Source organism: Halalkalicoccus sp. NIPERK01 (assembly GCF_030287405.1).
Taxonomy (GTDB): Archaea; Halobacteriota; Halobacteria; order Halobacteriales; family Halalkalicoccaceae; genus Halalkalicoccus.
This window is the reverse complement of record NZ_JASVVV010000003.1, coordinates 326,889-352,408: the sequence shown is the minus strand read 5'-3', so window position 1 is coordinate 352,408 and position 25,520 is coordinate 326,889. Positions and strand designations below refer to the sequence as shown.

Here is a 25,520-nt window from a genome sequence, read left to right as displayed (position 1 = left end):
CGAATCCGTCCGTAGGGAGGGAGCGATGGACGACGAGACCGAGGCAGGCGACGTGGACGGGTCTCGCAGGCGCCTCCTCCGGGCGGGCGGTGCGGTCGCCGGCGTGCTGTCGGCGGTGGGGGTGTCGGGGGCGGCCGCGGGCGGGCCGATCACCGGCGACGACGGCCGTCTCCCGTTCGATGGCCGGCGGGTCGGCGAGCCCCACCCGGCCTGCGAGGACCCCACGCCGGAGCCGAGCGCGAGCGATCCGAACGAGCGGTACCGCGAACTGCTCGAGCAGGCGCTCGACATGCGTGATTCGTATCAATCGACCATGGACCACGACGCCATCCGGGCCCTCCTCCGGGAACGAAACGGCGGCTTCGACGGCCACCTCGTCCTCTTCGCCGCGAGCGACTTCGGCGAACCGCGCGTGTTCCTCCCCGACGGGGTATCGGACCGGAGCGCGGCCCTGGAGGCGATCCTCGACCGGGTCCACGAGCGCAAGTGGCGCGCGAGGAACTCCGACCTCCGCGACGTGCGCAACCGGCTGTTCGAGGAGAAGTACGGCGTCCACCAGGTGCTCGCGGCGCTCTATCGCGGCTCCGGGGAGGCGGAGTACGACATCGACTACCCCTGGAACCGCACGTACAACTTCGTGACCATCAGGCAGGCCGTCGGCCTCGTCGACTGGGTGACGAACGCGAAGGAGCCGTGGCTCGACGGCCTCCGTCTGACGTACTAGCCGGTGTTCTTCATGCCGGCGGCGATCCCCTTGACGGTGAGCCGGAGGGTGCGTTCCTCGGCGTCGGTGCGGTGGGTCTGGCCAAGCAGGTGGGTCTGCAGCAGGTTCAGCGGGTCGACGTAGGGGTTGCGCCGCCGGAGGCTCTCCTCGAGCCAGTCACGGCGGACCAGCGCGTCGCGACCCGCGATCGCGGTCACCAGTTCCGAGGCGCGTTCGTACTCGTCCTCGATCCGGGGGAAGAACGTCTCGCGCAGCGAGGACTCGGCCAGTCCGGCGTACTCGGCGGCGATCTCCATCTCCGTCCGGGCGAGCGCCAGCGCGGCGTTGTCCAGCGTGGTTCGGAAGAAGGGCCACTCCTCGTACATCTCCTGGAGGGTCTCCATGTCACCGCCTTCGCTCGCGGCGTCGCCGCTCGCGCCGTCCAGGTAGGCGTCGATCCCCGAGGCCAGCGCGTACCAGCCGGGGATGATACACCGGGACTGGGTCCACGAGAACACCCACGGGATCGCCCGGAGGTCTTCAACTGTGCGCTCGCCGCTCCGGGAGGCGGGCCGGGAGCCGAGGTTGAGTTCCTCGATCACGGTGATTGGGGTTGCCTGCTCGAAGTAGCGGACGAACCCCTCGCTCTCGAGCAGGTCGCGGTACTCCTCGCGGGCGGCGTCGGCCATCGTCTCCATCGCCGCGGCCCACTCCTCGTCGACCTCCTCCTCGGGTTCGTGCAGCGAGCGCTGGCGCGCGCGCACCTGTGCGTTGACCATCTGCTCGATGTTTCGCTCCGCGATCCGGGGGTTGGCGTACTTCTCGGCGATGGCCTCGCCCTGTTCGGTGAACTTCACCTGCCCCGAGACCGACTCGTTGGGCAGCGCGAGCAGCGCCTCGTTCATCGGGCCACCCCCTCTGGAGATCGATCCCCCGCGGCCGTGAAACAGCCGCATCGTCACGTCGAAGTCGTCGGTGATCGCCGCGAGGCGGCGCTGGTTGTCGTACAGCGACCAGTTCGCCGCCAGGAAGCCGTTCTCCTTGTTCGAGTCGGAGTACCCGAGCATGATCTCCTGTGTGTCCCCGCGCGCCGCGAGCGCCCGGCTGTAGGCCTCGTTCTCGAAGAGCGTCCCCATGATCCGGCGCGCGCCCGAGAGCGCGTACTCGGTCTCGAGCAGGGGGACGATGTCCAGTCCGGAGTGGTCGGGCAGCGCGATCACGCCCGCCTGCTCGGCCAGGAAGAGCACCTCGAGGACGTGACTCGGCTCCTCGGTCATCGAGATGGCGTAGGTGTCGATGGCGTCGTCGCCGTACTCGGCCTGCCAGTCGGCCAACCGGGCGAACAGCTCCAGTACCGTGCGGGCGGTCTCGGAGATCTCGACGTCCTCGTCGCGATAGAGCGCTTCGGGGTCGATCACCCGTTCGTCCTGGAGGACGGCCTCGGTGAGCGTCTCGATCCGTTCGTCCTCGGAGAGATCCCGATAATCGATCCCCTCGAGCGCGAGCGCCTCCGCGACGGCCTCGGTGTGGTTCTCCTGGTGGTCGCGCAGGTCGAGACTCGCCAGCGAGAAGCCGAACGTGTCGACCTGCCTACGGAGGGGATCGACGTGGGCCGAAACGACGCTCTCGCCGCCGTTTTCCTCGGCGCTCTCGGCGAGGACGTCCAGATCGGCGCGGAACTCCGTCGCGTCCTCGTAGCCGCCGGGGCGGACGTCGTCGATCCGGTCGATGCGCTCGCGCATCAGCTTCAGCTTCTGGCGGTAGGGCTCGCGCGGGTAGCGCTCCTCGGCCTCGCGGGCGACCCCCGGGAGGCGCTCGCGGTCGGCCGTCAGCGACTTCTCGAAGCTCTCGCCGGCGTCGATCCGGCTCCCGTCCTGGCTCAACACCCCGGAGAGGCGTTTGAGCGCGTCCCGGTAGCGTTCGAGGACGACCCGTCGCTGGCGATCGAGGGTCTCGGCGGTCACCTCGGGGGTGACGTAGGGGTTGCCGTCGCGGTCGCTGCCGGCCCACGAGCGGAACTCGAACAGTTTGGGAACGTCGATGTCGTGGTCGACGTCCTCGAGGGCCGCCTCGAACTCGTCGTAGACCTCGCCGACCACGTCGAAGATGGTGTTCTCGAGGTACCACTGGACGTTGATCGCCTCGTCGGTCGGTTCGGGCCGGCGGTACCGTACCTGGGGGGTCTGCCAGAGGCTGACGACCTCGCTCTCGATGGTCCGGTCGACGTGGCTCCGCTCCTTGTCGGTGAGGGTGCGCTCGTCGAGGGTCTCGAGGTCGAGCGCGACCGACCGGAGCTTCGACTTGACGGTCTTCCGGCGGGCCTCCGTCGGGTGGGCCGTGAAGGTGGGTTCGATGAGGACGTCCTCGAGGACCTGCCTCGCCGTCCGCTCGTCCTCCTCGGCGAGCACCTCGGCGGCGACCTCGAGGCTGTCCCCGAGCGATCGCTCCTGGGAGGCGCGGCGGATCGCGCGCACCCGTTCTCGCTCCTCCGCGAGGTTGATCAGTTCGAAGTAGGTGGTGAACCCGCGCGCGACGATGCTCTCGCGGTCGGGCCGGAGGCGGTCGAGTATCTGGTGGAGGCCTTCTCGCGAGTCGGCCTCCCCGTCGCGATAGGCGATCGAGGCGGTCCTGAGGGTCTCGACGGTCTCGAAGTCGTCCCGTGAGGCCTGTTCGCGGATCGTATCCCCCACGAGCGCGCCGAGTTCCCGGACGTCCTGGTTGACGGTCCGGTTGTGCAACTCGTCGTCCATGCGTGACCACAACACGGCCCCCCTCTAAAAGTCCCTGTTATCCGCGAACGTTGTCTCGAATTCGAGTTAATTTCTGGACAACGACGGACGGTCCGATACGCGAACCCTCGTTCGAGCACGTCGCCCTTCACCGTGGATTCCAAGCCATCACGCGGGCCGGGCCGAACGATCACAAGCGTCAAAGGGATAACCGGTTGGCGTGTACGATCGAGGTGAGCTACCGTCATGCCGACCACAGACTCCCTCGTCCGGGCGGTGGTGCTCGTCGCCATCGTCGTCCTGCTCGCCCCGCTGTTGATGATGCTGTTCATGATGCCGCTGGTCGGGTTCGGCCACATGGGCTGGGCGGGCACGGCGGGTACGGGCTGGCCGTGGCTCCTCGGGTGGGCGAGCGTCCTCCTGATCGTCCTCGTCGGCGGCTACCTGCTCTACGGGGCGCTCGGTGGCTCCGACGAGCGGGAGTCCGACGCCGCGATAGCGGAGCTCCGGACCGCCTACGCGCGCGGTGAGATGTCGACCGAGGAGTTCGAGGAACGACGCGAACTCCTACAGCGCACGGAGTGAGGCGCGTGGCAGACGATCACTCTGACCACCAGCACGACTCGGGCCACCCGACGAGAACCGCAACGAAAAGCGATCGGCCGACCGACCGGCGCTGTCCGTGCTGTCGGGTCTGCACCATGTCGGCGGACGGGGCGGACGCGAGGAAACCGAACGAAACGCCGGCCACGGAAGGCGAACACGCGAAGGAACACGGACGACACGCCGCCGGCCACGACCGCGGAGCGCACGTCGATCACTCGGGCCACGAGGCGATGTTCAAGACGCGCTTTTTCGTCTGTCTCGTCCTCGCACTCCCCGTCCTCGCCTACAGTCCGATGCTACAGGAGTGGCTCGGATTCACGATACCGACCGTTCCCGGCGGCGCGTTCGTCGCCCCCGTCTTCGGCGTGATCGTCTTCGCCTACGGCGGAATCCCGTTCCTCCGCATGGGGGCCGTCGAGGCGCGAAACCGCGAGCCCGGGATGATGCTCCTGATCTCGCTCGCCATCTCGGTCGCGTTCGTCTACAGCGTCGCCGCCGTCGCGTTCGGGATCGGCGAGCCGTTCTTCTGGGAGCTCGTGACGCTGATCGTCGTCTTCTTGCTCGGCCACTGGATCGAGATGCGATCGGTCAGGCGGGCCTCGGGCGCGCTCGACGAACTCGCCGAACTGCTGCCCGATACCGCAGAGCGCGTCACCGGGACGGGCGAAATCGAGGACGTGTCGATCGACGGCCTCGCGGAGGGCGACCTCGTGCTCGTCCGCCCCGGCGCGAACGTCCCCGCCGACGGCGTCGTCGAAGGGGGCGAGTCGAACGTCGTCGAGGCGATGATCACCGGCGAATCCAGGCCGGTCGAGAAGGGGCCCGGCGACGAGGTGATCGGCGGGACGACCAACCGGGACGGAAGCCTTCGAGTCCGCGTGAGCGCGACCGGCGACGAGACGATGCTCTCCGGAATCGTGCGACTCGTCGAGGAGGCCCAGGAGAGCCGGTCCCGGACGCAGGTGCTCGCGGATCGGGCCGCCGGCTGGCTCTTCTATGCGGCACTCGGCGTGGCGGCGATCACCGCCGTCGCGTGGACCGTCGCGGTCGGCTTCGGACTCGCGGTGGTCGAACGCGTCGTGACGGTGCTGGTGATCGCCTGTCCGCACGCGCTCGGACTCGCCGTCCCCCTCGTGGTGGCGATCAACACGTCGATGGCGGCACGAAACGGAATCCTCGTGCGCGACCGGATCGCCATGGAGGAGGCGCGCAACCTCGACATCGTCGTCTTCGACAAGACCGGCACGCTCACGAGGGGCGAGCAGGGCGTCGTCGACGTGGCCACAGTCGAGGACTGGAGCGAGGACGGACTGTTGGCGCTGATGGCCGCCGCCGAGGGCGACTCCGAGCACATGATCGCGGCGGCCATCCGCGAGGAGGCCGACAGACGGGCGCTGTCCGTCCCCGCGGTCCGTGGGTTCGAGGCCCTCGAGGGTCGGGGCGTGCGCGCGACGGTCGAAGTCGAGGCCGTCACGATACCCGAGAACGGCGGGGGAATCGGAGACGGTGAGACGATCCACGTCGGCGGCCCGAACCTGCTTCGCCACCTCGACGTCGAACTCCCCGAACGCCTCGCGGCGTTCGCCGAGGAGGTCGGCTCGCGCGGACAGGGCGTCGTCTACCTGATTCGGGACGGCCAGGCCGCCGGGGCGGTCGCGCTCGCGGACGTCGTTCGCGAGGAGAGCCGGCAGGCGATCGAGGCGCTCCACGGGATGGGTGTCGAGGTCGCGATGCTGACCGGCGACACCGAGGACGTCGCGCGCGCCGTGGCCGCCGATCTGGGCATCGACACCTACTTCGCGGAGGTGCTGCCCGAGGACAAGGACGAGAAGATCGTCGAGCTACAGGAGCGGGGCGACCTCGTCGCGATGGTCGGCGACGGGGTGAACGACGCCCCGGCGCTGACCCGCGCGGACGTGGGCATCGCCATCGGCTCCGGGACGGACGTCGCCGTCGAGTCGGCCGAGGTCGTCCTCGTCGAGAACGACCCGCGGGACGTGGCGACCCTCGTTCGACTGAGCGCGAAGAGCTACCGGAAGATGCAGGAGAACATCGTCTGGGCGGCGGGGTACAACGTCTTCGCGCTGCCGCTCGCGGCCGGCATCCTCGCGCCGGTCGGGATCCTGCTCTCGCCCGCGGTCGGCGCCGTGTTGATGTCCGCGAGCACGGTCATCGTCGCGGTCAACGCCCAACTGCTCCGCCGGGCGGAGATCGGAATCTGACCGCCCGGGTCAGTTGTACTCGCGCCAGCGATAGCCGCACTCCTTGCACTTGAAGAATCGCGTCGGGGGTTCGTCGGCGCTGCCGGTCTGTTTGATCGTGTACCACGCCTCGCTCGCGCCGCACTCCTCGCAGGTGACGTCGCGCGCGGTGGGTTTGCCCTCGAACTCCGCGCCCTCCTCGGTCTCGATCAGTTCGTCACCGCTCTGCTCCTCGGTCGAGACGAACTCGGATTCGGCCTCGCGGTCCCGCGGGACCGCCGCGCCACACGACCCGCAGACCCACCGTTCGCCCTCGGCCTTCATCATCGACCCGCATTCGGGACAGAACTGCATGATGGGTCCGTAGTGGACGTACCCACTTGAACCTCGGTTCCCGACCGCGACGTGAGGCCGGGTCGGCGACGCACCCGTTCCGACACATAATTCGCTTTCAAACGCAAGGTCCACGATTAACCGGTAATGAATCGAGTTTCGTCCTATGGGAAATGATCACACGGAGGGGGACGAGAAAGACCAGGGCGACGAGCTAGGGGAACCGAGGGAACCGGACGAAGTGGAGGAGGAAGACGAGTTCCGCTGTCTAATCTGTGACGAGACCTTCGACACGCAACAGGAACTGGAGGAACACGGCGAGGAGGAACACGAGGGCGAGGAGGACTACAGCAAACAACCGTAACGCGTCGGTCGAACCCGCCGGAGGCGAGCGAGGAGGGCCGTCAGTCGATTCGAGCGCCCTCGTTGCGACCGGCGACGACGTGAACCTCGCCATCGACGTCGACCCGCGAGAGCGCCCGCCGTCCGGCCTCGCGGGCGGCCTCGGCGCGGTCGCGGTCGGTGGCGCCGTAGACGACCGGCCCCCACGAGGACTGGCCCGCGCCCGCTATCGCGGGGTCGGATTCGAGTTCGCGGACGACCTCGCCGATGGGCGGGCGGTACACGCCGCCCTGTGCGTCGGCGTACCACGCGCCGTTGAGCCTGCCGACCTCCGCGACGCCCGATCCGAAGGTAGCGAGGTCGCCCTCGACGACCGCCGGCAACACCCGCCGGGCGCAGATCGCCGTGATCTCGTCGGCGATGCCGGGGCTCGCGCGCTCGACGACCGCCCGCATGTCCGCGTCCTCCTCGGAACCGCTCTTTCCGGGACCGATGTCGGGGACGACGAGGAGGAACCGCCAGTGGTCCGGAACCGGGTGGCGCGCGAGTACCGGCGGCACCTCCCAGGTTCCGTCGCGGGGGCGTTCGGCGGTAAAGCGCGTCGCGGGATGGCCCGCGTCGAGGACGAACCCCCCTTCCCGAAAGGTGGCGATCCCGACGCCGCTTCGCCCGCCCCGCCCCAAGGGCGGGGCGCGCTCGCGGACTCGCGGCTCGCGGTCGTAGGCGCGGGCGATCCCCGAGAGGACCGCTAGCGCGAACTGGGTGCCGCTTCCGAGGCCGGCGTGCGGGGGGAGGGTCTCGCGGACCGAGACGCGCGCGCCGGGCACGTCGAGGAGGTCGACGACGCGGCGGGCGAGGCGTTCGGCGTCCGGGTGTTCGGCCCGGACGCCCTCGGCGCGCTCGCAGTCGACGACCAGCCGCGGCCGCTCGACTGCGAGCCCCAGACTCCCGTAGAGACGCTCGTGGGCGAGCGAGAGGTTCTGGAACCCGAAGTGGAGTCGGCCGCCGGTGGTCACTCGGACCGTCATCGACGGGGGTTCGGGGATCCAGGAAAAGGGCGTTTCGACGGTGGCAATCCCGCCATCGCTCCCGGCCACTCCTCGGCGCGGACCAGCAGTACCGGATACCTGCTGGGGGGACCGGAGCGAACCGCGAGAGGGTGACGGGATTACCACGAGGCCAAGGTTTACTACGGACGACCATGATCGACACACGACACCATGGTACTCGAGAACCCGATGGTCTCCTTCGCCATCGGCGTGGCGGCGGTCGTACTGTTGCTCGTCTGGTTGAAACTCCCCGCGTTCGTGGGGCTGATCCTCGCGGCGATGGCGATCGGGGTCGCCACCCCGGCGGTGCCGTTCGCCGACGTGCCCGCCGAGATCGCCCAGTCGTTCGGCGACGTGATGGTCTCGATCGGGATCCCGATCCTGATGGCCGCGATCATCGGCAAGACGCTGATGGACAGCGGGGCCGCCGACCGGATCGTCCGGGCCTTTCTCTCCGTGACCGGCGAGGGAAGGTCCGAGTACGCCCTGCTGGGATCGAGTTACGTCCTCTCCATACCCGTGTTCTTCGACAACGTCTTCTACCTGCTCGCGCCGCTGGGGCGCTCGATGAAGGCCCGGACGGGGATCAAGTTCTCGCTGTACGTCTCGGTGCTCGCGGCGGGGGCGCTCGCGACACACATGCTCGTCCCGCCGACGCCCGGCCCGCTGGCGATGGCCGCCGAACTGAACGTGGATCTCGGGCTGGCGATCGTCGTCGGCTCGATCGTCGCGCTGCCGGCCTCGATTCTCGGCGGCGTGGTCTACGGCCGCTTTCTCCACGGTCGCGAGGACTTCCCGCTCCGGGAGGCGATGGGCTCCTCGCCCGAGGACCTCCGCGAGCGGACCGAGCGCCCGACCAGCGCGCTGCCCGGCCTCCTCGAGTCGTCGCTGCCGATCGTCGTTCCCGTCGTGCTGATCGCCTCGAACACGGTCGCGGGCGTGCTCGCGGAGGAGGGCGCGATCGCGGCGGGCGGCCCGATCGACGCCCTCACCTCCTTTCTCGGCGACCCGAACTTCGCGCTGACGGCCGCCGCGTTGCTCTCGGCGTTCACCTTCTTCCGCATGGAGATGGCCGGCGACAAGGAACGCTTCGGGAACGAGTTGACCGAGGCGATCAAGAGCGGCGGCAACATCATAGCCATCACGGCGGCGGGCGGCACCTTCGGGGCGATGCTCGCGGCGGCGGGCGTCGGCGAGTACATCGCCGGGGGCCTGCAGGAACTCGGCCTCGGACTGCTGGTCGCGGGGTGGCTGATCGCCGCGGTCATCCGGGTCGCACAGGGCTCGGGCACGGTCGCGATCCTGACCGGCGCGGCGATCATGGCCCCGCTCGCGGGCGGGTTCGCCGCCAACCCGGTCTACCTGATGATGGCCGTCGGCTTCGGCGGCATGATCGCGCCGTGGTACAACGACAGCGGCTTCTGGATCATCAGCGAGGTCGCCGGCCTCACCCAGATGGAGACGTTCAAGACCTACTCGGCGGTCGCGACGGTGATGTCCGTCTCGGGACTGCTGATCGTCCTCGTCCTCTCGGCGCTCGTCCCGCTCTAAACCGAGAGCGCCCGGTCGACCGCCTCGCCGATCGCCTCCTTCGCCTCGTCGTTGAGTTCGACCAGCGGCGGCCGAACCTCGTCGCTCGGGATCACGTCGCGGTGGACCAGCGCGGCCTTCGTCGCCGGGGCGAAGCCGTACTCGACGCAGAGTTCGAACAGCGGCGCGACCGCCTCGCGCTGGAGTTCGGCCCCGCGTTCGCCGTCGGCCGAGCCGAGCAGTTCGGCGAAGACCTCGGGGATGACGTTCGCCAGCGCGTGGACGCCGCCGTTCGATCCCATCCGCAGTGCGGGTACAAGGAGGGTGTCGAAGCCCTGAAAGAGGACGAACTCCTCGGGGGTCCGGCGGTCGACCGAGAGGAAATAGGAGAGGTCGCCGCTGGTGTCTTTCATCCCCCGCACGGACTCGTGTTCGGCGAGCGCCCCCACCGTCTCGGCGGGGATCTCGCTCCCGACGTACATTGGGATGTTGTAGAGGTACAGCGGTAGGGCGCTCTCGTCGGCGATCGCCTCGAAGAACCGCTCGGTGCCGGCCGGGTCGTTGGCGGTGTGGAAATAGGGGCCGACGATGGCCGCCGCGTCCGCGCCCGCGGCCTCGGCCTCCTCGATGCGCTGGAGGGTCTCGGGGACGCTCGTGCCCGCCGCGCCGGCGATCACGGGCGCGTCGCCCGCGGCCTCCGCGACGGTCCCGATGACGCGGCTTCGATCCTCGGGCGCGAGGCTCGCGAACTCTCCCGTGGTGCCGCAGGGAAAGAGGCCGTCGACGCCGTTTTCGAGGATGAACTCGGTCAGCGATGCGAGCGACTCCTCGTCGACCCCGTCCCCATCGAGGGGGGTGACGATCGGGCACAGCACGCCGGTGAACGAACCGTCGGGTACGGTCATACACGTCGATCCGGGAAGCACCCCCAAAGGGGTTTCCGTCCCGGTAACTCCTCAGTCGAGAGGTTCGAGTTTCCCGTCCTCGAATCCGAGCGGTTCGAGTTCGCCGACCGAGACGTCCTCGCGGCTCGCCAACTCGCGGGCGACGGGTTCCGAAACCAGCAGGTCGTCGGGCTCCATCGTGTTCTCGATCCGAGCGACCCGCAGGTCGGCGGGGTCGGCGACCCCGGTGGTCGAACACGCTAGTACGAGAGCGGTCAGGTCGTCGGGGACGACGAGGGGGATGCGCGCCCGCGTGGTCTCGCCGCTGGTGACGATGTTGACGTACGTGTCCCCGAGGTCCAGTTCGTCGACGACGCTCCGATGAACGAAGTCGGCCAGCCCCAGTCCCACGCCGTTGCCGTGGGAGGCGGGCGTGAGCGAGCGCGCGTAGATCCGCGTAATCCGTGGAGAATCGGGTTCGTCCTCGCCGTGAAAGAGCACCCGGCCGATCACGTTGGTGTCCATGCCCGTCCCCGAGACGTCCTTGCCCATCTCGTCGAGGATCAGAACGTCGAGGTCGTCGACGGGCAGGGTCGGAAGCTCCTCGCGGGCGATGTCGAGGAGTTCTGGTTCGCGCTCCAGGATGCGATCCGCGGGCACGCCCTCGACGTGGGCCGCCCTGTCGGCGGCGTCCTCGATCAGCCCGATTCCCCCGATGACTGGACTCTCCTCGATGATCAACTCGGCGCGCTCCCGGATCACCTCGCTGAAATCAGAGGCTAGCCCCGCGTTGTGCAGCGACTCGGCGCCGCGGTGCTTTCCCAGTCCGATCACCGCCATCTTACAGAGGCCGCTCTCGACCGGTCCGTGAAAGTCGGTGTGGGGTTTGATCCGGTTGGCGAGGATCACCGCGTCCATCGCGAGCGCGTCCTCGGCGACGTAGACCGGCCGATCCAGACTATCGCGCCCGATTTCGTCGACATCCATCGACGTGTGGATCGCGCACCCGAGACGGTCCTCGGTGATCCCGAGCGCTTCGAGCGTCTCGCGCTGGCCCTCGCCCGTCGCCCCGCCGTGGGATCCCATCGCGGCGATCACGGCGGGCTCGAACCCCCGCTCGCGCAGTTCGTCGACCGCCGCCTCCAGCAGTGCGGGCATGTCGTGGATGCCGCGGCTCCCGGCGGTGATCGCGACTTCCGCGCCGGGATCGAGCGAGTCGAGCGGCAGGTCAGAGACTGCCTCGCGGGCGGCGCCCTCGACGTCGGAAATCGAATCGACCGCGCGCTCGCGGGTCGCGCGCGCGAACCGGGGCAAGTCGTCGGGTTCGACGTCGTTCGCGCCGCGAAGCGTCTCGCGGTCGGGAAACTCGAGGGTCACGCCCCCTCACCTCCCGCTTCAACCCGGGTTCGATTCCCGGCCATCCCGCTCGCGACCTCGACGGCCTCCAATAGGCTCCGCTCGCTGGCGATCCCCTCGCCCGCGATGTCGAAGGCGGTGCCGTGGTCGACGCTCGTCCTGATTATCGGTAGGCCGATCGTGACGTTCACGCCCGAGACCGCCCCGCCCTCGGCGAAGCCGAGCATCTTGATCGGGATGTGGCCCTGGTCGTGGTACATCGAGACGACGCAGTCCGCGGCGCCGCGGGCCGCCTGCACGTAGACCGTGTCGGGCGATTCCGGTCCGAAGACGTCGATTCCCTCCTCGCGGGCGCGCGAGACGGCGGGTTCGATCTCCGCGCCGTCCTCCGACCCGAGCAGTCCCCCGTCGCTTGCGTGGGGGTTCAGTCCGGCGACGGCGATCGTCGGCTCCGCGATTCCCAACTCGCGAAGCGCCTCGTCGGTCACCCGGATGGTGTCGAGGACGGCCTCCTCGCTCACGAGGTCGCAGGCTTCCCTGAGGGGAACGTGCGTGCTGACGTGCGTGACCCGGAGATCGCCCTCGATCAGCATCATCGAGTAGTTTTCCGTACCCGTGTAGTCGGCGAGCATCCCCGTGTGGCCCGCGTACTCGCTGCCCGCGAGTTCGGTCGACTGCTTGTTGATCGGCGCGGTGGTGATGGCGTCGATCCCGCCCGCCTGTGCGAGTTCGATCGCGCGTTCGATGTACTCGAGACTCGCTTTCCCGTAGGCCTCGCGGACGACGCCCCGCACCAACTCGTCGACGTTGTCCAGATCGAGCACCGGAATCCGGTCGCGCTCGAACGAGGCCTCCTCGGGCGAGTCGACCCGCTCGATCCCGAGGGCTGACCCGCAGACCTCGCAGGCGGCCTCGACGACCCCGGCGTCGCCGATCACCACCGGATCGGCCGCCTCCCGTAGCTCGCGATACGCCGTGACGATGATCTCGGGGCCGATCCCCGCCGGATCGCCCATCGTGATTCCGATCGTGGGCTTACTCATGGTCGCCACCGAGGGACCGCAGGCAGTTAACCGCTGTCTCCCTGCTCCCGAACCCGCCCGCCTTGGTGACGACCGGCGTACCGTCCGCGATCCCGCCGTCGATTCGACCGACCGGGACCCCCGCCTCGATCTCCTCGCCCGAGAGCGAGAGGGCTCGAACCTCGAGTCGGCCGAGAACCGCCATCGCCACCTCCCCGCCGGTGACGAACAGTCCAGCCGCGTCCTCGATGCTCGCATGCGCCGTATACGCGAGCGCTCGAGCGACCCGCGCCCGGATCGCCTCGTCGTCGAGATCCCGATCCCGACCGAGTTCGAGGGTGCGCTCGACCGCCGCTCGATCCGGCGCGGCCGTGGCGACGGCGTGCTGGCCGTCCGCGAGGCGCTTTTCGACCTGCTGGCCCGCCTCCCGACCCGCACCCTCGGGATCGGCGAGCAGCGCCTCGGGGCCGATCGCGAGTACCCACTCCTCGGGGAGCGCCGAGAGCTGTTCCAACGAGCGCTCGCTGACGCTGCCGACGATCCCGAGCGCGCCGCCGTCGCCGACGGCACCCGGGTGCGATGAGGCGCCGTCGGGGTCGCCCGGAACGGCGACGTACTCGGCGAGACCGGCGCTGCCGACGTAGAGCGTTGCGCCCTCGAGTTCGCCGCCCGCCCGTGCGATCGTCGCGAGGTGGCGGTCGTGGGTCGCGTCACAGACGACGAGCGCCTTCGAAGGGTCGTTGGCAAGCGCCTCGCGGACGGCGTTCGAGCCGGTTGCGACCGTCTCGACCCCGAGATGCCCGACGGGGCGGCCCAACCCCTCGAACAGCGCCGGCAGGTGGGCGTTCGTGGGGCCGTTCGGGTCCTCGGCGTACTCGGTGTCGGTCAGCAGTCGACCGTCCACGAGGTGGTAGCCGCAGGCGGTGAGCCGGCCGACGGCGGGCGAAGCGGGCGCGAACAGCGCGCGGTCGAACCCGCAGTCCATGGCGGCCTCGACCTCGCTTTCGACGTTTCCACGGAGGGTGGAGTCGATCTTCTTGTAGACGATCGACGCGTCGGTTCTCGAGATCGCTTGGTCGACCCGATCGGCGGCCGTCCCGGGGCCGGCGTACCGGGAGTCGGTGTTGACCGCGAGAACGGTCGCGTTCGGGGGTATCCCGTCCGGGTCGACCTGTACAGCCGTCTCGTACCCCCGTTTCGCGAACGCGTGGGCGGTGTCGGTCGCGCCGGTGAGGTCGTCGGCGACGACCAGTACGCGTGCCATGGATGGACGTTATCTCCGATCGTGAAAACACCCGTCATCGGCAGCTTTTAACCCCTCCGAACCGGCCGATTGGATATGAGTAACACGCCGCAACAGCGACAACGTCGCGAGAGACGCGAGAAACGCGAGGACCTGCCGAGCCGCGAGGTGACCGAGGGGGTCGAACGCGCACCCCATCGGGCGATGTTCCGTGCGATGGGCTACGACGACGAGGATCTGTCCTCGCCGATGGTCGGGGTCGCCAACCCCGCCGCCGACATCACGCCGTGTAACGTCCACCTCGACGACGTGGCCGACGCGGCGATTGAAGGCGTCGACGACGCCGAGGGGATGCCAATCGAGTTCGGGACGATCACCATCTCCGACGCCATCTCGATGGGGACCGAGGGCATGAAAGCCAGCCTGATCTCGCGGGAGGTCATCGCCGACTCCGTCGAACTCGTGGCGTTCGGCGAGCGCATGGACGCGCTGGTGACGGTCGCGGGCTGTGATAAGAACCTCCCCGGGATGATGATGGCTGCCATCCGCACCGACCTTCCCTCGGTCTTCCTCTACGGCGGCTCGATCATGCCCGGCGAGCACGAGGGCCGCGAGATAACGGTACAAAACGTCTTCGAGGGCGTCGGCGCCGTGAGCTCCGGCGAGATGAGCGAGGAGGAGCTGGTCGAAATGGAACACGAGGCCTGCCCCGGCGCGGGCTCATGTGGCGGGATGTTCACCGCAAACACGATGGCCTCGATCAGCGAGGCGATCGGGCTCGCGCCGCTGGGATCAGCGGGCGCGCCGGCCGAGACCGACGAGCGCTACGAGGTCGCGCGCCGGGCCGGCGAACTCGCGCTCGAATGTGTCGAGGCCGAGCGCACTCCCTCCGAGATCCTCTCGAAAGAGAGCTTCGAGAACGCCATCGCCGTGCAGGTCGCGATGGGCGGCTCGACCAACGCCGTGTTACATCTGCTGGCGATGGCCGCCGAGGCCGGGATCGACCTCGACATCGAGGAGTTCGACGAGATCTCCAGGAGAACGCCCAAGATCGCGAACCTCCAGCCCGGCGGCACGCGCGTCATGAAGGACCTCTGGGAACAGGGCGGCGTCCCCGTGGTGATGCGTCGCCTGCTCGAAGCGGGCCACGTCCACGGCGACGCGATGACCGTCACCGGACGCACCATCGAGGAGGAACTCGAACACCTGGAGGACGCAGGCGAGATCCCCGACGACGACGCGGTCGACGCCGACTTCATCTACACCACCGACGAGCCCTACCAGGAGGAGGGCGCGATCAAGATTTTGACTGGTAACCTCGCACCCGATGGCGCGGTGCTGAAGGTGACGGGCGACGACGCCTTCCACCACGAGGGCCCCGCCAGGGTGTTCGAGAACGAGGAGGACGCGATGGAGTACGTCCAGGAGGGGCACGTCTCCTCGGGCGACGTCCTCGTCATCCGCAACGAGGGGCCTCGCGGCGGGCCCGGCATGCGCGAGATGCTCGGCGTTACCGCCGCCGTGGTCGGCCAGGGCCACGAAGAGGACGTGGCGCTGCTGACGGACGGCCGGTTCTCGGGGGCGACCCGCGGGCCGATGATCGGTCACGTCGCGCCCGAGGCCGCCGACGGCGGCCCGATTGCGCTGGTCGAAGAGGGCGATATCGTGACCGTGGACATCCGCGAGCGAACCCTCTCGGTCGACGTGAGCGACGGCGAGCTAGCAGAACGCCGCGAGAACTGGGAGCGACGCGAACCCCAGTACACCACCGGCGTCCTCGCGAAATACGGCGCGCTGTTCGGATCGGCCGCAAACGGCGCAGTGACGAACCCCGGTGCGAAGCGGGACTGACCGGTCGAACATCGCTGCGGCCGATCGGTTTTCGGTGCGGGTATTCGTCGATCGAGGGAAAAGGCACGCACGGCGCGAGGGTGCGAAGCGGGCCTAACGGTTCACGAGAACGAGACCGACGAGCGCGATTCCGATCAGGGGGATCCCGATCCCCGAGAGACCGGTGCCGTAGGCGAAGTCGGCGATCGTGTGAATCACGCCTACGAACGCGAGGCCGAGCAGGAGGAGGCTGATCGCGAGCGACCGTTTGTCCATGCCGACGGGTAGACGGGAGCCGGCATGAAACCGCTGGCGGTCGTGTCAACACAACGGAACGGGTTTATGTGGCTGGCCCGACTCCATCGGGGTACCTGCCGATGGGATCGAGAGACGACGACCGGGCGGCGGCCGTCGGGCGACGACCGCGTCGAGAGCCGAGGCGATGATCCGGCCGGCCGTCTCCGGGCTCCCCGTCTCGGACCCCGTACTGATCTTCGCGCTCGCGATGATCGTCTTCCTCGCCGCACCGCTCTTCTTCCAGCGCTATCGCCTGCCCGGGATCGTCGGCGTGATCCTCGTCGGGGCGGCGATCGGCCCGAACGCGCTGGGCGTGCTCGAACGCGGCGAGACGATCGTTCTGCTGGGGGAGGTCGGGCTGATCTACCTCATGTTCGTCGCGGGCCTCGAGATCGACGTCGATCAGTTCGCGACGAGCGTCGACCGGAGCGTCGTCTTCGGTCTGCTCTCGTTCGTGATCCCGCAGGCAGTGGGAACGGTCGCGGGCGTGCTCGTACTCGGCCTCTCGATCCCGGCGGCGGCGCTGTTCGCCTCGATATTCGCCTCGCACACCCTGTTGGCCTACCCGGTGGCCAACAAGCTGGGAATCGTCACGGACGAGGCGATGACCGCGACCATCGGCGGGACGATCCTCACGGACACGCTGGCGCTGCTCGTGCTCGCGGTGGTCGCGGCCTCGGCGCAGGGTGCGCTCGACGCGGCGTTCTGGGTGCGCTTGGGAATCGGCCTCGCGCTCTTTTTCGCCGGCGTCTGGGTCCTCGTCCCGCGAGTCGGGACGTGGTTCTTCCGCACCGTCGATGAGGAGAGCTACTTCGAGTTCCTCTTCGTCATGAGCACCCTGTTCGTCTGTGCGTACCTCGCCGAGGTGGCGGGCGTCGAGCCCATCGTCGGCGCCTTTCTGGCGGGGCTCGTGTTGAACCGGCTGATCCCCGAACACGGGACGCTGATGAACCGCATCGAGTTCGTGGGCAACGCGCTGTTCATCCCCTTCTTCCTGCTCTCGGTGGGGATGCTCGTCGACGTCCGCGCGGTCGCCGAGGGCCCGCGGACGCTCCTGATCGCGAGCGTGCTGGTCGCGAGCGTGTTGGTCACGAAGTTCGCCGCGGCGTGGCTCACGGGGCGGCTCTACGGCTTCGACCGCGAGCAGGTCGCGGGGATGTTCGGCCTCTCGCTGGGGCAGGCCGCCGCGGCACTGGCGATCGTCCTCGTGGGCTTTCGCCTCGGGATCGAGGGCTTCGACGGGGACATGGTCAACGCCGTCGTGGTGATGATCCTCGCCGCCAGCGTGATCAGCCCCGCCGTCGTCGAACGGGCCGGAAAACGGCTGGCGGTCGCCGGCGAGCGCGGTGCCGTCCGCGGGGAGCGCCAGCGGGTGTTGATACCGTTCTCGGCGGGGTCGAGACACCGCGAGGAGCTGCTCGACCTCGCGTTCGCGCTCCGCGACCCGCGCTCGGGCGAGGCGCTCCGGGTGCTGACGGTCGTCGAACCCGGCGAGGGCGTCGAACGGCGGGTGGCGCGCGCCGAGTCGATGCTCGACCGGGCCGCCGAGTACGCCTCCGGGGCGGAGGTGCCCGTCGAGACGCGGACCCGACTCGAGTACAACGTCGCCTCCGGCATCGTCAACGCGGGCGTCGAGAACCGGATCACGACGTTCGTCATCGGCTGGGACGGCGCGCGCTCGCGCCGTCAGCGGGTGCTGGGCGACGTGATCGATCAGGTGCTCGGGCGGACCAGCCAGTTGGTACTCGTCTCGCGGGTCCGCGAGCCGCTCAACACCACCCGAGGGATCGTCCTCCTGCTCCCGCCGGGGATCGACGGGAACGCGGGCTTCGCCGAGGCGATTCACACGGTCAAGACGCTCGCGACCCGGATCGGCGTGCGGGTTCGCGGCGTCGTCGTCGGCGAATCCGAACGCTGTGAGCGGGCCGTCGAGCGGATCGAGCCGGCGGTCGACGTCGGGTTCGAGACCGTGAGCGACTGGAAGGCGCTGTTGGCGCTGCTTCGTGACGACGTGTCGCCCGACGACCTCGTCGTCTGCATGAGCGCCCGCCGCGGGACCCGCGGCTGGCATCCCGAGTTGGGAACGCTCCCGAAGAGCATCTCGACGCTTCACGAGGGGGATTTCCTCGTCGTCTACCCGGCGAGCGCGGAACGCGCGGACGACCGGCGGTTCCTCCGGCTTCGGTGATTCGATGACGGTGGCCGATGGGTCGTTGCCGCGGCCGTGGTGGCCGTCGACTCATCCCTCCGTGAGCGAGTAGGCGATCAGCGAGAGGCCCGCCAGCACGAACAGTCCCTCGACGAGTACGCCGAGGCCGAGCCACACCCCGAGGATCTCGAAGGCGAACCCGGCGAGGGCGCTCCCGAGGGTCACCAGGGCGAACCCGGCGGAGAGCAGTCCGAGCGAACGGCTCCGGGTGCGCCGAAACGCCTTGTACGCGAAGTACGTGACCGCCCCGCCCATGACGACCACGAGCGTCTTGACCACGATCAGTCCAACCGTTACCCAATCCGGTGCGGTTTCGTGTACCATCGTCAGATCTCCTGTCGTACCTCCGACCACAGCGCCTCGAGCCGCTCGTCGGCGGTGCGCGGGGGTCGAGAGATCGTCAGATCGAGCGTTCGGTCCTCGGCGACCGAGATCGATACCTCGTCGAACCCGATCCGATAGCGGGTGGTGTGGCGCCCGTCGGTGCGGATCTCCGTCAGCTCCTCCAACAGCGTCGCCTCCGCCATCATGTCCAATTTCCGGTACGTCGTCGAGAGCGGGATATCACAGGCCTCCGACACGCCGCTCGCGGTCATCGCGCCCTCCAGGTTCCGAACGATCGCCCGGCAGTCGTCGTCACAGAGCGCGGCGAGGACGTCAGCGGGTTCCGGGTCGTCCTCCTTGGCGAACGGGTCCCGAGCCATCCGACCGGACGTTCACGGCGAAGTGATATAACTGATACGACAGCCGTCGCCAGCGTGACGGCGCTCGCCGGCTGTGGCGGATCGGACCCCGGGCGAGCCGAACCGGAAACGGCACTAGACCTTTCTGCGGCCGGGCTAACAGTCGTCCATGACCGCCGCGACGATCTCCCGCTGGGCGCGCCGATACGTCGCCGTCGCCGTCTGCTCGCTCGTCGTCTGGCAGGCGAGCCTTCTGGTCGGCGTCCCCCGCGGGACGGAGGTCGCCCTCGGTCTCTACGGGTTCGTGTTGCACGTCGTCTTCGGGAAGGCCTACTCGCTGGTGCCGTCGTACTTCGAGCGCGACCTCGCCGAACCGCGGGTGGCGATCGTCCAGCTTCCGCTGACGGCGACCGGGGTGGCGTGTCTCGCGGCCGCTCCGATCGCGGGCGTGCCGACCGTCGTCGGCGTCGTCGGTGCCCTCTCGTGGGCCGTCGGCGTCTCGCTGTTCGTCGCGCTCCTGGCGTGGACGATCCGGGACAACCCCACGGGCGCGGAGACGGGGACCGGCGGCGCGAACGTCCACCGGGCGGCCGTCGACCGCGTGGCGAACGCGTTCGTGCCGGTCGCGCTGGCGTACCTCCTGATCGGGAGCTACGAGACCCTCGCCCTCCACGGCGTCGTCCCGCCGCTGTTCGACGGCTACGGACCCCGGGCGACCCATCTACTGGGCGCGGGGACCGCGACGCTCCTCGTGTTCGCGCTCGGGTTCCGGCTGTTCCCGCGGTTTCTCGTGGCCGAGCCGCCGCGGTCGCTCGTGTACGCCGTCCTCCCCGCCGGGGCGCTCGGGCCGATACTGCTCGCCGCGACGCTTCCGGCGGGCGGTTCCTTCGCCCTCGCCGCGTCGATCGAAGCGCTCGCCGTGACCGCGTACGCCGTCGGGTTCGCGACACTTTTCCGGCGGTCGGACCGACGCCGGATCGCGTTCTACGGCGTCCTCGCGGGCGCCGGGTGGGGGATCGTGGCCGTCGCGCTCGGCGTCCGGTTCGCGCTCGCGGGGCTCGACCCGGCGCTCGTCGTCGCCCACCGCCGAGTCACGCTCCTCGGCTTTCTCGGCATGACCGTCGTCGGCGTCTCCCTCCAGTTCTACCCGCCGAACGTCGGGCGGTGGCGGGGGTGTACCGATCGGACCGCCCTCGCTGCCGTCGTGCTGCTCGCGGTCGGCGTCGCGATTCAGGCCGTCGGCGCAGGGGGTTCGATGGCGCTCGTCGAGCGTGCGGGAACGGTACTCACGCTCTCGGGCGTCCTGGGGTACGGGTACCTCCTCGCCGGCGCGTTCGCGACGCGCTGACGGGATGGCGGTGGCTCGGGTGTACGATACGCTTCGAAACGGGGTCCGGAAGAGCCCGGACGAACCCGTCCGTCGAGGGTCTATTCGTCGGCGACCGCGACCGCGCCCTTCATGCCGTTGGCCTCGTGGGGGGTACAGACGTACTCGTAGACGCCCGCCTCCTCGAAGGCGTGTTCGAACGTGTGGCCGGCCTCGCCGACGAGTTCGCTCGCGAACGACCCGTCCTCGCCGGTGACGTTGTGGGCACCGCCCTCGCCGGTCCACTCCCATATCACCGTAGTACCGGGGTCGACCATGATCGCCGCCGGCTCGAACGTCAGGCCCCCATCGCCCGCACCGACGGCCACGTCGACGGTCTCCTCGCCGCGGAAGTCGTAGGTCCTCTCGTAGTTGGGAACGTCGTCCATGAATCCGCCGTAGTCCGGTTCCTCCTCGGAGCCCACGAAGTCCGTCTCGCCGGCGCCCTCGTCTCCGTTCTCCTCCGGTGTCGATCCCTCGTCCGTCCCGCCGTTTCCGTCGTCGTCGGAGTCGTCCGCCGCGGTACAGCCGGCTACCAGCGTCGCGGTGGCGGTCACACCGGCGATTCGGAGGAAGCGTCGTCGGTCGATGTCGTTGGGTTTCATACCGGTGTCGAACTGTACGTCGGCCAGACATAAACCACCGATCACGCTTCTCGGACTTCGAGAATCGGTGGCGAGCGCGTTCCCCTCCGATAGAGGGGTCGGCTCCATCGGCGGCGTGGTTCCGACGACCGGTAGCATACGATATAAACGGGCGGCCGCCGAACCCCGAGACATGTCCGTCACAGAGTTCCTGAGCGAGTTCACCGATCGCGACTGGCAGGAGCGCGAGGAGGGAACGGTCCGGTTCGCGATGGTCGGGATGGGCTGGTGGACGACCGAGGAGGCCATCCCCGCGATCGAGGGGAGCGACTTCTGTGAGACGACCGTGACGGTGAGCGGGTCGGTCACGGATCCGAGCGAGGTCGAGGGAACGGAGGTCGAACGCGCCATCGACTACGAGGCGTTCGCCGACGGCGAGGCGAGCGAGGCCTACGACGCCGTCTACGTCTGTACGCCAAACGCGCTCCACCTCGATCACGTCCGGGCCGCCGCCGAACTCGGTAAGGACGTCCTCTGTGAGAAGCCCATGGAGATCACCGAAGAACGCGCCCGCGAACTGACCGCGGTCTGCGAGGCCGAGGGCGTCACCCTGATGATCGCCTACCGGGTCCAGACCGACCCCGCGACCCGCCGGGCGCGCGACCTCCTGCGAGAGGGCGTCATCGGCGACCCGGTGAGCGTCTCTGGCGGTATGTCCGACGACATGCTCTCCTTTGTCGACGGCCCCGACCACTGGCGCCTCGACCCCGACCTCTCGGGCGGGACGACCATGAACGACATCGGGATCTACCCGCTGAACACGACCCGGTTCCTGCTGGATCGGGACCCCGTCTCCGCCACGGGGCGGACCTGGTCGAATCAACCCGAGTTCGAGGGAACCGACGAGCACGCGAGCTTCGAGTTCGAGTTCGAGGACGGGATCGTCCTCACGGGATCGGTGAGCCACAGCGCCACGGAGGAGAGCCACCTCCGCGTGGTCGGCACCGAGGGCCAACTCCTGTTGGACCGCCCCTTCTTCCCCGGCCGGCCCCGGAAGCTGGTCGTCGAACGCGAGGGCACCCGCTCGACGGTGGAGTTCGACCAGCGAAACCAGATGCGTGAGGAGTTCGACTACTTCGCGCACTGCCTGCTGACCGACACCGACCCCGCGCCGGACGGCGAGCACGGTGTCGTCGACATCCGGGCGATCGAGGCCGTCTACGAGGCCGACGAGACGGGCGAGCGCGTCGAGCTATAGCGACTGGAGGGACTCGCCGTCGAGCGGGCTCTCGACCTCGAGGCCGTTCTCGGCGAGCAGCCGGATCGCCAAGCGGTCGTGGAGGAACGCCTGCTGGTCGACATCCAGCCCGCGGTAGGTGACCTCGGTGATCCACCCCTTCGTCCCGAGGTCGCTTCCCGCCTTCATCGCGGCCATCAGGTGGGCCTGGTCGCTCTGTTGGATGTCCTCGTCCTCGACCCGCGCCGCCCGGAAGGCGTACTCGGGGTGCTCCTCGAGGAAGTCGGCCATGACCTCCGTATTTACGTACTCGACGGCCGTCTCGGCGGCCTCGCTCGATCCCTCGGCGGGCGAGGAGAACACCGTCTGGCCGACCGCGCCCTCGTCGACCCTGAGGATCCCCCGCGAGGTGTGCATGTCGATCAGGCAGTCGGGGTCGTACTCCTCGATCTCCGCCCAGAGCGCGCGGGCGATCTCCGTGGTGGGCTCCTCGCCGGCCGGGAACTGGCGGTTGAGGTTGCCGTCGGGGCCGTTGCGCGTTCCCTCGTCGACCGCCGGCTTGTTGGCCTCGGGGATCACGACGAGCCGTCCCGCCGCGAGGTCGTACTCCGTGGCGACGTGGGCGGCCTCGACCCCGCCGACCTCGTTGCCGTGGACGCCCCCGAGGACCATCCCCGTCGGGCCGTCGCCCGCCGTCAGGACGTGAACCGCAGTCTCGTAGGCGGTCCCCGCCATCAACGGGCGGGTCTCGCGTTCGGTCTCGGCGGGTTCGTCGTCGCCGTCCTCCCCCCGATCGCCTCCGTCGCCGCCGAGACAGCCGGCGAGGGTCGCCGCGAGGGTGCCGCCGACGGTTTCGAGAACGGTGCGACGCGAGGGGCGGACGGGAGGTGTCATCTACCGCGCAATGGGTACCGGTGGAAAATAAACGCCGCGTGATGGCTATCGCCCGTACCGGACCGCCAGCACGATCAGAGCACCGCGTAGCCGACCGCGAAGGACAGTCCCGCGAGCGTGATCGCGGCCAACCCGGTGAGAAGCGGCGTCAGCATCCCCTCGGGACGCGCTGACCACCAGTCGAGGACGGGCCAACCCCGATCGGCGGCCCGAAACGGCCGGGACACCCGCCGGGCGAGCGGTGCGGGGCCGACGACGCCGACCGCGAGGACGCTGAAGACGAACCGGTAGGCCGAATCGACGGTCGGTGCGGGCAGCGCCAGTACGGCACCCGCGTAGGCGGTTCCGAGGGCTGCCCGCCAGTGGACGTGCGCCAGGATCGACCGGCCGGTCAGCCGGCAGTAGACGGCCGCGGCCAGCCAGATCGTCGCCAGTTCGAGGCCGAACGCCCCGAGGAGGTGGACCGTCGGGTCCGCGCTCAGGAGGACGCGCTCGGCGACGGGTCGGACGTCGAGCGGGTAGAGGAACAGCGGCGGCTCGCCGGTGAGGAGGTCGCCGAACGGGTGGCTCAGTAGCCCGACGAGCGCCGCCGACCCGACCGCGGCGGGCCCGAGATCACACCGAACCGCCGCCGTCGTGACCGCGAGGCCGGCGAGGGCGAACGCCGCCATCACCGCGAGTCCGAGCGGGCCGCTCGTGATCCCTGCGACCCCGACGAGCGCGAGGAGAACCGCGAGCCCCGACGGCGTCCACGGCTCGAATCGGTCCCCCCGTTCACCCGAGGCGCCGCGAGCGTAGAGGGCGAACCCGACGGCGCTCGCCGCCCCGACGAGAAGCGAGTGGGTGGCGGCGCGGTGGACGAGCGTGCTCGCGCTCCAGAACCCCTCGACGCCGCCCGTCTCGCCGACCAGTCCCGACAGCGCATACAGCATGTCGACGTCCGGGACGGTCGCGAACGCCCCGGCGAGGACGCCCAGCGAGAGCGATCGCTCGCGCGAGCGCCCGGCCAGGCGCGCGCCCCCGGCGACGAGGGCGAACGCGAGCATCGCGTGGCCGACGAACATACGCTCCGAACGCACCTGATGAACATAAGCGATTCGCGCCCCTGTTTCGGAATACCACGCGGCTCACCCGTCCTCGAGGCGGGCCGTGATCGAGCCGACGAGATCGTTCAGGTGGGGGGTGCCCCAGAGCGCGACGGCGACGGCCCCGACGGTGTTGAACACGAGGTCGAGCATCGTGTCCTCGAGGCCGTACTGCGTCAGGACGGAGCCGAGCCCGAACCACGGGCCGATCCCCGCGATGGCGAACTCGACGACCTCCCAGAAGACGCCAAAGGCGAGGACGAACAGGAGGATGAAGACGAACATGAACCGCGAGGGGAGGTGGATCCCGTCGCTGTGGATCTCGACCGCGCGCGCGGCGGCGTAGCCGGCGGCGGCGACGACCGACGCCGACAGCCCGTGGGTCAGGTGGTCCCACCACCAGATCGATCTGTAGAGGTTGAGCGGGCTTCCGGGCAACCCCACCGTTCCGAACGCGTGGAGGAAGACGGCCGCGGTGATCCAGAGGGTCAGCCCCGCGTCCATCGCGATCCCGTACTCGCGTTCGAGCACCGGGGGGAGCTGCGTCACCGCGAGCGCCACGCCCGTGTTGACGACGATCCCCGTCTCGCCGCGATCCAGCCCGATGAAGAACATCCCGACGAGCGAGACCTCCATGAGCCACGCGAGGCGGCGCTGGCGCGCCGGCGAGATCCCGAGGCGGTCGCGGACGTTCACGGGCTTCCACCGGCCGGCGGCCGCCCGGCCGCACGCGAGCGCCGCCGGAAGTACAGTTCGAAGACGATCCCGGCGGCGATGCCGGCGGCCGTCGAGGCGACGAACTCCCACATGAGCGCCTCCTCGCTCCGGAGAAACCCGGTCGCGAGGGAGAGGTCGGCGATCCAGCGGACGACGGCCCACGCGCCCGCCGTCGCCATCGTCGCGACGACGACGAACACGACCGCGAAGCCCGAAGTCATCCTGACGGGCGTGAACGCCTGGAGTTCGACCGCGACGATCAGTGCGATCGCCGCCACCGAGAGGTAGGTCGCGAACTCGCTCACCTCGCCGGAGCCGAACGTCCGTACGAGGAGGGGGACGGAGGCGAGCGCGAGCACCTCCCAGGGGAGGGTCACCCGTCGGTTCCGGAACGCGACCGCGGGGAGCACCGCGAGCGCCCCGACACACACCGCGAAGCCGGCCCAGAGCAGATCGCCGACGAGAAGGCTCCCGACGGCGACGGCGACGACGAATCCGGTGAGTATCCACGCCGCTACCGCGTTCCGGGAGTCGTTGCCGACGAGCGTGTCGATCGCTGTCAGGTCCATTCGATGTCGGTGGCGTCCCTAGCCGGCCGTCGACGTATATGCCTCGTGTTT

General features: G+C 69.3%; 24 protein-coding genes. 9 read left to right on the top strand and 15 right to left on the bottom strand.

All coding sequences use genetic code 11. The annotated features are described in order from the left end of the window. Positions 1-25: 25 nt before the first annotated feature. Positions 26-724 carry a hypothetical protein gene (locus QRT08_RS11395; RefSeq protein WP_286046073.1) on the top strand — a complete coding sequence of 233 codons (699 nt, stop codon included), beginning with the start codon at positions 26-28 and terminating at the stop codon, positions 722-724. Here QRT08_RS11395 and ppc read toward each other — a convergent pair. Further along, complete coding sequence (ppc, locus tag QRT08_RS11390) at positions 721-3,453, bottom strand: phosphoenolpyruvate carboxylase (protein ID WP_286046072.1); 2,733 nt, start codon at positions 3,451-3,453, stop codon at positions 721-723. The genes QRT08_RS11395 and ppc overlap by 4 nt on opposite strands. Before the next feature lie 225 nt (positions 3,454-3,678). On the opposite strand from ppc, the gene QRT08_RS11385 reads away from it, so the two are divergent. Together QRT08_RS11385 and QRT08_RS11380 are read left to right on the top strand one after the other, a co-directional pair. Further along, positions 3,679-4,017 (top strand): SHOCT domain-containing protein, encoded by a 339-nt coding sequence (locus QRT08_RS11385; protein ID WP_286046071.1) that lies wholly within the window; start codon positions 3,679-3,681, stop codon positions 4,015-4,017. Between the two features lie 5 nt (positions 4,018-4,022). Further along, positions 4,023-6,260 (top strand): heavy metal translocating P-type ATPase, encoded by a 2,238-nt coding sequence (locus tag QRT08_RS11380; protein ID WP_483299951.1) that lies wholly within the window; start codon positions 4,023-4,025, stop codon positions 6,258-6,260. Positions 6,261-6,269: 9 nt separating this feature from the next. Here the strand turns inward: QRT08_RS11380 and QRT08_RS11375 are convergent, their stop codons facing one another. Further along, positions 6,270-6,593 carry a transcription factor S gene (locus QRT08_RS11375; RefSeq protein ID WP_286046070.1) on the bottom strand — a complete coding sequence of 108 codons (324 nt, stop codon included), beginning with the start codon at positions 6,591-6,593 and terminating at the stop codon, positions 6,270-6,272. A gap of 145 nt (positions 6,594-6,738) precedes the next feature. On the opposite strand from QRT08_RS11375, the gene QRT08_RS11370 reads away from it, so the two are divergent. Next, positions 6,739-6,936, top strand: coding sequence for a C2H2-type zinc finger protein (locus tag QRT08_RS11370; protein WP_286046069.1), 198 nt, complete (start codon positions 6,739-6,741; stop codon positions 6,934-6,936). Positions 6,937-6,976: 40 nt separating this feature from the next. Here the strand turns inward: QRT08_RS11370 and QRT08_RS11365 are convergent, their stop codons facing one another. Then, positions 6,977-7,942 carry a beta-ribofuranosylaminobenzene 5'-phosphate synthase family protein gene (locus tag QRT08_RS11365; protein ID WP_286046068.1) on the bottom strand — a complete coding sequence of 322 codons (966 nt, stop codon included), beginning with the start codon at positions 7,940-7,942 and terminating at the stop codon, positions 6,977-6,979. A gap of 192 nt (positions 7,943-8,134) precedes the next feature. Here QRT08_RS11365 and QRT08_RS11360 point away from each other — a divergent pair, with 192 nt between their 5' ends. Beyond that, positions 8,135-9,514 carry a GntP family permease gene (locus QRT08_RS11360; RefSeq protein ID WP_286046067.1) on the top strand — a complete coding sequence of 460 codons (1,380 nt, stop codon included), beginning with the start codon at positions 8,135-8,137 and terminating at the stop codon, positions 9,512-9,514. Here the strand turns inward: QRT08_RS11360 and QRT08_RS11355 are convergent. From QRT08_RS11355 to QRT08_RS11340, 4 genes are read right to left on the bottom strand one after another with little or no spacing between them, the layout of a single operon-like run. Further along, on the bottom strand, positions 9,511-10,398 hold the full coding sequence (locus tag QRT08_RS11355; RefSeq protein ID WP_286046066.1) for a dihydrodipicolinate synthase family protein: 888 nt from the start codon (positions 10,396-10,398) through the stop codon (positions 9,511-9,513). The two genes, QRT08_RS11360 and QRT08_RS11355, sit on opposite strands and share 4 nt — an antisense overlap. Positions 10,399-10,449: 51 nt before the next feature. Then, positions 10,450-11,754, bottom strand: a complete 1,305-nt coding sequence (locus tag QRT08_RS11350; protein WP_286046065.1) for a nickel pincer cofactor-dependent isomerase, group 22 — start codon at positions 11,752-11,754, stop codon at positions 10,450-10,452. Continuing rightward, positions 11,751-12,776 carry a 4-hydroxythreonine-4-phosphate dehydrogenase PdxA gene (gene pdxA, locus QRT08_RS11345; protein ID WP_286046064.1) on the bottom strand — a complete coding sequence of 342 codons (1,026 nt, stop codon included), beginning with the start codon at positions 12,774-12,776 and terminating at the stop codon, positions 11,751-11,753. The genes QRT08_RS11350 and pdxA overlap by 4 nt, the downstream gene beginning before the upstream one ends. Beyond that, positions 12,769-14,019 (bottom strand): four-carbon acid sugar kinase family protein, encoded by a 1,251-nt coding sequence (locus QRT08_RS11340; RefSeq protein WP_286046063.1) that lies wholly within the window; start codon positions 14,017-14,019, stop codon positions 12,769-12,771. The genes pdxA and QRT08_RS11340 overlap by 8 nt, the downstream gene beginning before the upstream one ends. 75 nt (positions 14,020-14,094) lie before the next feature. Here QRT08_RS11340 and ilvD point away from each other — a divergent pair, with 75 nt between their 5' ends. Next, positions 14,095-15,849 carry a dihydroxy-acid dehydratase gene (gene ilvD, locus QRT08_RS11335; protein WP_286046062.1) on the top strand — a complete coding sequence of 585 codons (1,755 nt, stop codon included), beginning with the start codon at positions 14,095-14,097 and terminating at the stop codon, positions 15,847-15,849. Positions 15,850-15,942: 93 nt separating this feature from the next. Here ilvD and QRT08_RS11330 read toward each other — a convergent pair whose 3' ends face one another. After that, positions 15,943-16,104: a hypothetical protein gene (locus QRT08_RS11330; protein WP_286046061.1), complete on the bottom strand. Its 162-nt coding sequence runs from the start codon at positions 16,102-16,104 to the stop codon at positions 15,943-15,945. A gap of 166 nt (positions 16,105-16,270) precedes the next feature. Here QRT08_RS11330 and QRT08_RS11325 point away from each other — a divergent pair, with 166 nt between their 5' ends. Continuing rightward, complete coding sequence (locus QRT08_RS11325; RefSeq protein WP_286046060.1) at positions 16,271-18,313, top strand: cation:proton antiporter; 2,043 nt, start codon at positions 16,271-16,273, stop codon at positions 18,311-18,313. Between the two features lie 51 nt (positions 18,314-18,364). Here the strand turns inward: QRT08_RS11325 and QRT08_RS11320 are convergent, their stop codons facing one another. Together QRT08_RS11320 and QRT08_RS11315 are read right to left on the bottom strand one after the other, a co-directional pair. Further along, positions 18,365-18,658, bottom strand: a complete 294-nt coding sequence (locus QRT08_RS11320; protein WP_286046059.1) for a DUF7521 family protein — start codon at positions 18,656-18,658, stop codon at positions 18,365-18,367. 2 nt (positions 18,659-18,660) lie between these two features. Further along, positions 18,661-19,038 (bottom strand): winged helix-turn-helix domain-containing protein, encoded by a 378-nt coding sequence (locus QRT08_RS11315; protein ID WP_286046058.1) that lies wholly within the window; start codon positions 19,036-19,038, stop codon positions 18,661-18,663. A 148-nt stretch (positions 19,039-19,186) separates the two neighbouring features. Here QRT08_RS11315 and QRT08_RS11310 point away from each other — a divergent pair, with 148 nt between their 5' ends. Continuing rightward, positions 19,187-20,365: a hypothetical protein gene (locus tag QRT08_RS11310; protein ID WP_286046057.1), complete on the top strand. Its 1,179-nt coding sequence runs from the start codon at positions 19,187-19,189 to the stop codon at positions 20,363-20,365. Positions 20,366-20,445: 80 nt separating this feature from the next. On the opposite strand, the gene QRT08_RS11305 is transcribed toward QRT08_RS11310, so the two are convergent. Then, a complete protein-coding gene (locus tag QRT08_RS11305) occupies positions 20,446-20,988 on the bottom strand; it encodes a halocyanin domain-containing protein (protein WP_286046056.1) in 543 nt (180 codons plus the stop codon). A 172-nt stretch (positions 20,989-21,160) separates the two neighbouring features. On the opposite strand from QRT08_RS11305, the gene gfo6 reads away from it, so the two are divergent. Beyond that, positions 21,161-22,225, top strand: coding sequence for a D-xylose 1-dehydrogenase Gfo6 (gene gfo6 / locus QRT08_RS11300; RefSeq protein WP_286046055.1), 1,065 nt, complete (start codon positions 21,161-21,163; stop codon positions 22,223-22,225). Here gfo6 and QRT08_RS11295 read toward each other — a convergent pair. The 4 genes from QRT08_RS11295 to QRT08_RS11280 form a co-directional block, all read right to left on the bottom strand. Further along, positions 22,220-23,098 carry a succinylglutamate desuccinylase/aspartoacylase family protein gene (locus tag QRT08_RS11295; protein ID WP_286046054.1) on the bottom strand — a complete coding sequence of 293 codons (879 nt, stop codon included), beginning with the start codon at positions 23,096-23,098 and terminating at the stop codon, positions 22,220-22,222. The genes gfo6 and QRT08_RS11295 overlap by 6 nt on opposite strands. A 74-nt stretch (positions 23,099-23,172) precedes the next feature. Continuing rightward, positions 23,173-24,162: a metal-dependent hydrolase gene (locus QRT08_RS11290; protein ID WP_286046053.1), complete on the bottom strand. Its 990-nt coding sequence runs from the start codon at positions 24,160-24,162 to the stop codon at positions 23,173-23,175. Positions 24,163-24,225: 63 nt separating this feature from the next. Beyond that, positions 24,226-24,879, bottom strand: a complete 654-nt coding sequence (locus QRT08_RS11285) for a DUF2238 domain-containing protein (RefSeq protein WP_286046052.1) — start codon at positions 24,877-24,879, stop codon at positions 24,226-24,228. Next, a complete protein-coding gene (locus QRT08_RS11280) occupies positions 24,876-25,469 on the bottom strand; it encodes a hypothetical protein (protein ID WP_286046051.1) in 594 nt (197 codons plus the stop codon). The genes QRT08_RS11285 and QRT08_RS11280 overlap by 4 nt, the downstream gene beginning before the upstream one ends. Positions 25,470-25,520: the final 51 nt, after the last annotated feature.

Excerpts from the sequence above, each read along its gene's own strand:
- QRT08_RS11395 (WP_286046073.1), top strand. The coding sequence starts at position 26 with ATGGACGACGAGACCGAGGCAGGCGACGTGGACGGGTCTCGCAGGCGC.
- ppc (WP_286046072.1), bottom strand. The coding sequence starts at position 3,453 with ATGGACGACGAGTTGCACAACCGGACCGTCAACCAGGACGTCCGGGAA.
- QRT08_RS11385 (WP_286046071.1), top strand. The coding sequence starts at position 3,679 with ATGCCGACCACAGACTCCCTCGTCCGGGCGGTGGTGCTCGTCGCCATC.
- QRT08_RS11375 (WP_286046070.1), bottom strand. The coding sequence starts at position 6,593 with ATGCAGTTCTGTCCCGAATGCGGGTCGATGATGAAGGCCGAGGGCGAA.
- QRT08_RS11370 (WP_286046069.1), top strand. The coding sequence starts at position 6,739 with ATGGGAAATGATCACACGGAGGGGGACGAGAAAGACCAGGGCGACGAG.
- QRT08_RS11365 (WP_286046068.1), bottom strand. The coding sequence starts at position 7,942 with ATGACGGTCCGAGTGACCACCGGCGGCCGACTCCACTTCGGGTTCCAG.
- QRT08_RS11360 (WP_286046067.1), top strand. The coding sequence starts at position 8,135 with ATGGTACTCGAGAACCCGATGGTCTCCTTCGCCATCGGCGTGGCGGCG.
- QRT08_RS11355 (WP_286046066.1), bottom strand. The coding sequence starts at position 10,398 with ATGACCGTACCCGACGGTTCGTTCACCGGCGTGCTGTGCCCGATCGTC.
- pdxA (WP_286046064.1), bottom strand. The coding sequence starts at position 12,776 with ATGAGTAAGCCCACGATCGGAATCACGATGGGCGATCCGGCGGGGATC.
- QRT08_RS11340 (WP_286046063.1), bottom strand. The coding sequence starts at position 14,019 with ATGGCACGCGTACTGGTCGTCGCCGACGACCTCACCGGCGCGACCGAC.
- ilvD (WP_286046062.1), top strand. The coding sequence starts at position 14,095 with ATGAGTAACACGCCGCAACAGCGACAACGTCGCGAGAGACGCGAGAAA.
- QRT08_RS11330 (WP_286046061.1), bottom strand. The coding sequence starts at position 16,104 with ATGGACAAACGGTCGCTCGCGATCAGCCTCCTCCTGCTCGGCCTCGCG.
- QRT08_RS11325 (WP_286046060.1), top strand. The coding sequence starts at position 16,271 with ATGATCCGGCCGGCCGTCTCCGGGCTCCCCGTCTCGGACCCCGTACTG.
- QRT08_RS11320 (WP_286046059.1), bottom strand. The coding sequence starts at position 18,658 with ATGGTACACGAAACCGCACCGGATTGGGTAACGGTTGGACTGATCGTG.
- QRT08_RS11315 (WP_286046058.1), bottom strand. The coding sequence starts at position 19,038 with ATGGCTCGGGACCCGTTCGCCAAGGAGGACGACCCGGAACCCGCTGAC.
- QRT08_RS11310 (WP_286046057.1), top strand. The coding sequence starts at position 19,187 with ATGACCGCCGCGACGATCTCCCGCTGGGCGCGCCGATACGTCGCCGTC.
- QRT08_RS11305 (WP_286046056.1), bottom strand. The coding sequence starts at position 20,988 with ATGAAACCCAACGACATCGACCGACGACGCTTCCTCCGAATCGCCGGT.
- gfo6 (WP_286046055.1), top strand. The coding sequence starts at position 21,161 with ATGTCCGTCACAGAGTTCCTGAGCGAGTTCACCGATCGCGACTGGCAG.
- QRT08_RS11295 (WP_286046054.1), bottom strand. The coding sequence starts at position 23,098 with ATGACACCTCCCGTCCGCCCCTCGCGTCGCACCGTTCTCGAAACCGTC.
- QRT08_RS11290 (WP_286046053.1), bottom strand. The coding sequence starts at position 24,162 with ATGTTCGTCGGCCACGCGATGCTCGCGTTCGCCCTCGTCGCCGGGGGC.
- QRT08_RS11280 (WP_286046051.1), bottom strand. The coding sequence starts at position 25,469 with ATGGACCTGACAGCGATCGACACGCTCGTCGGCAACGACTCCCGGAAC.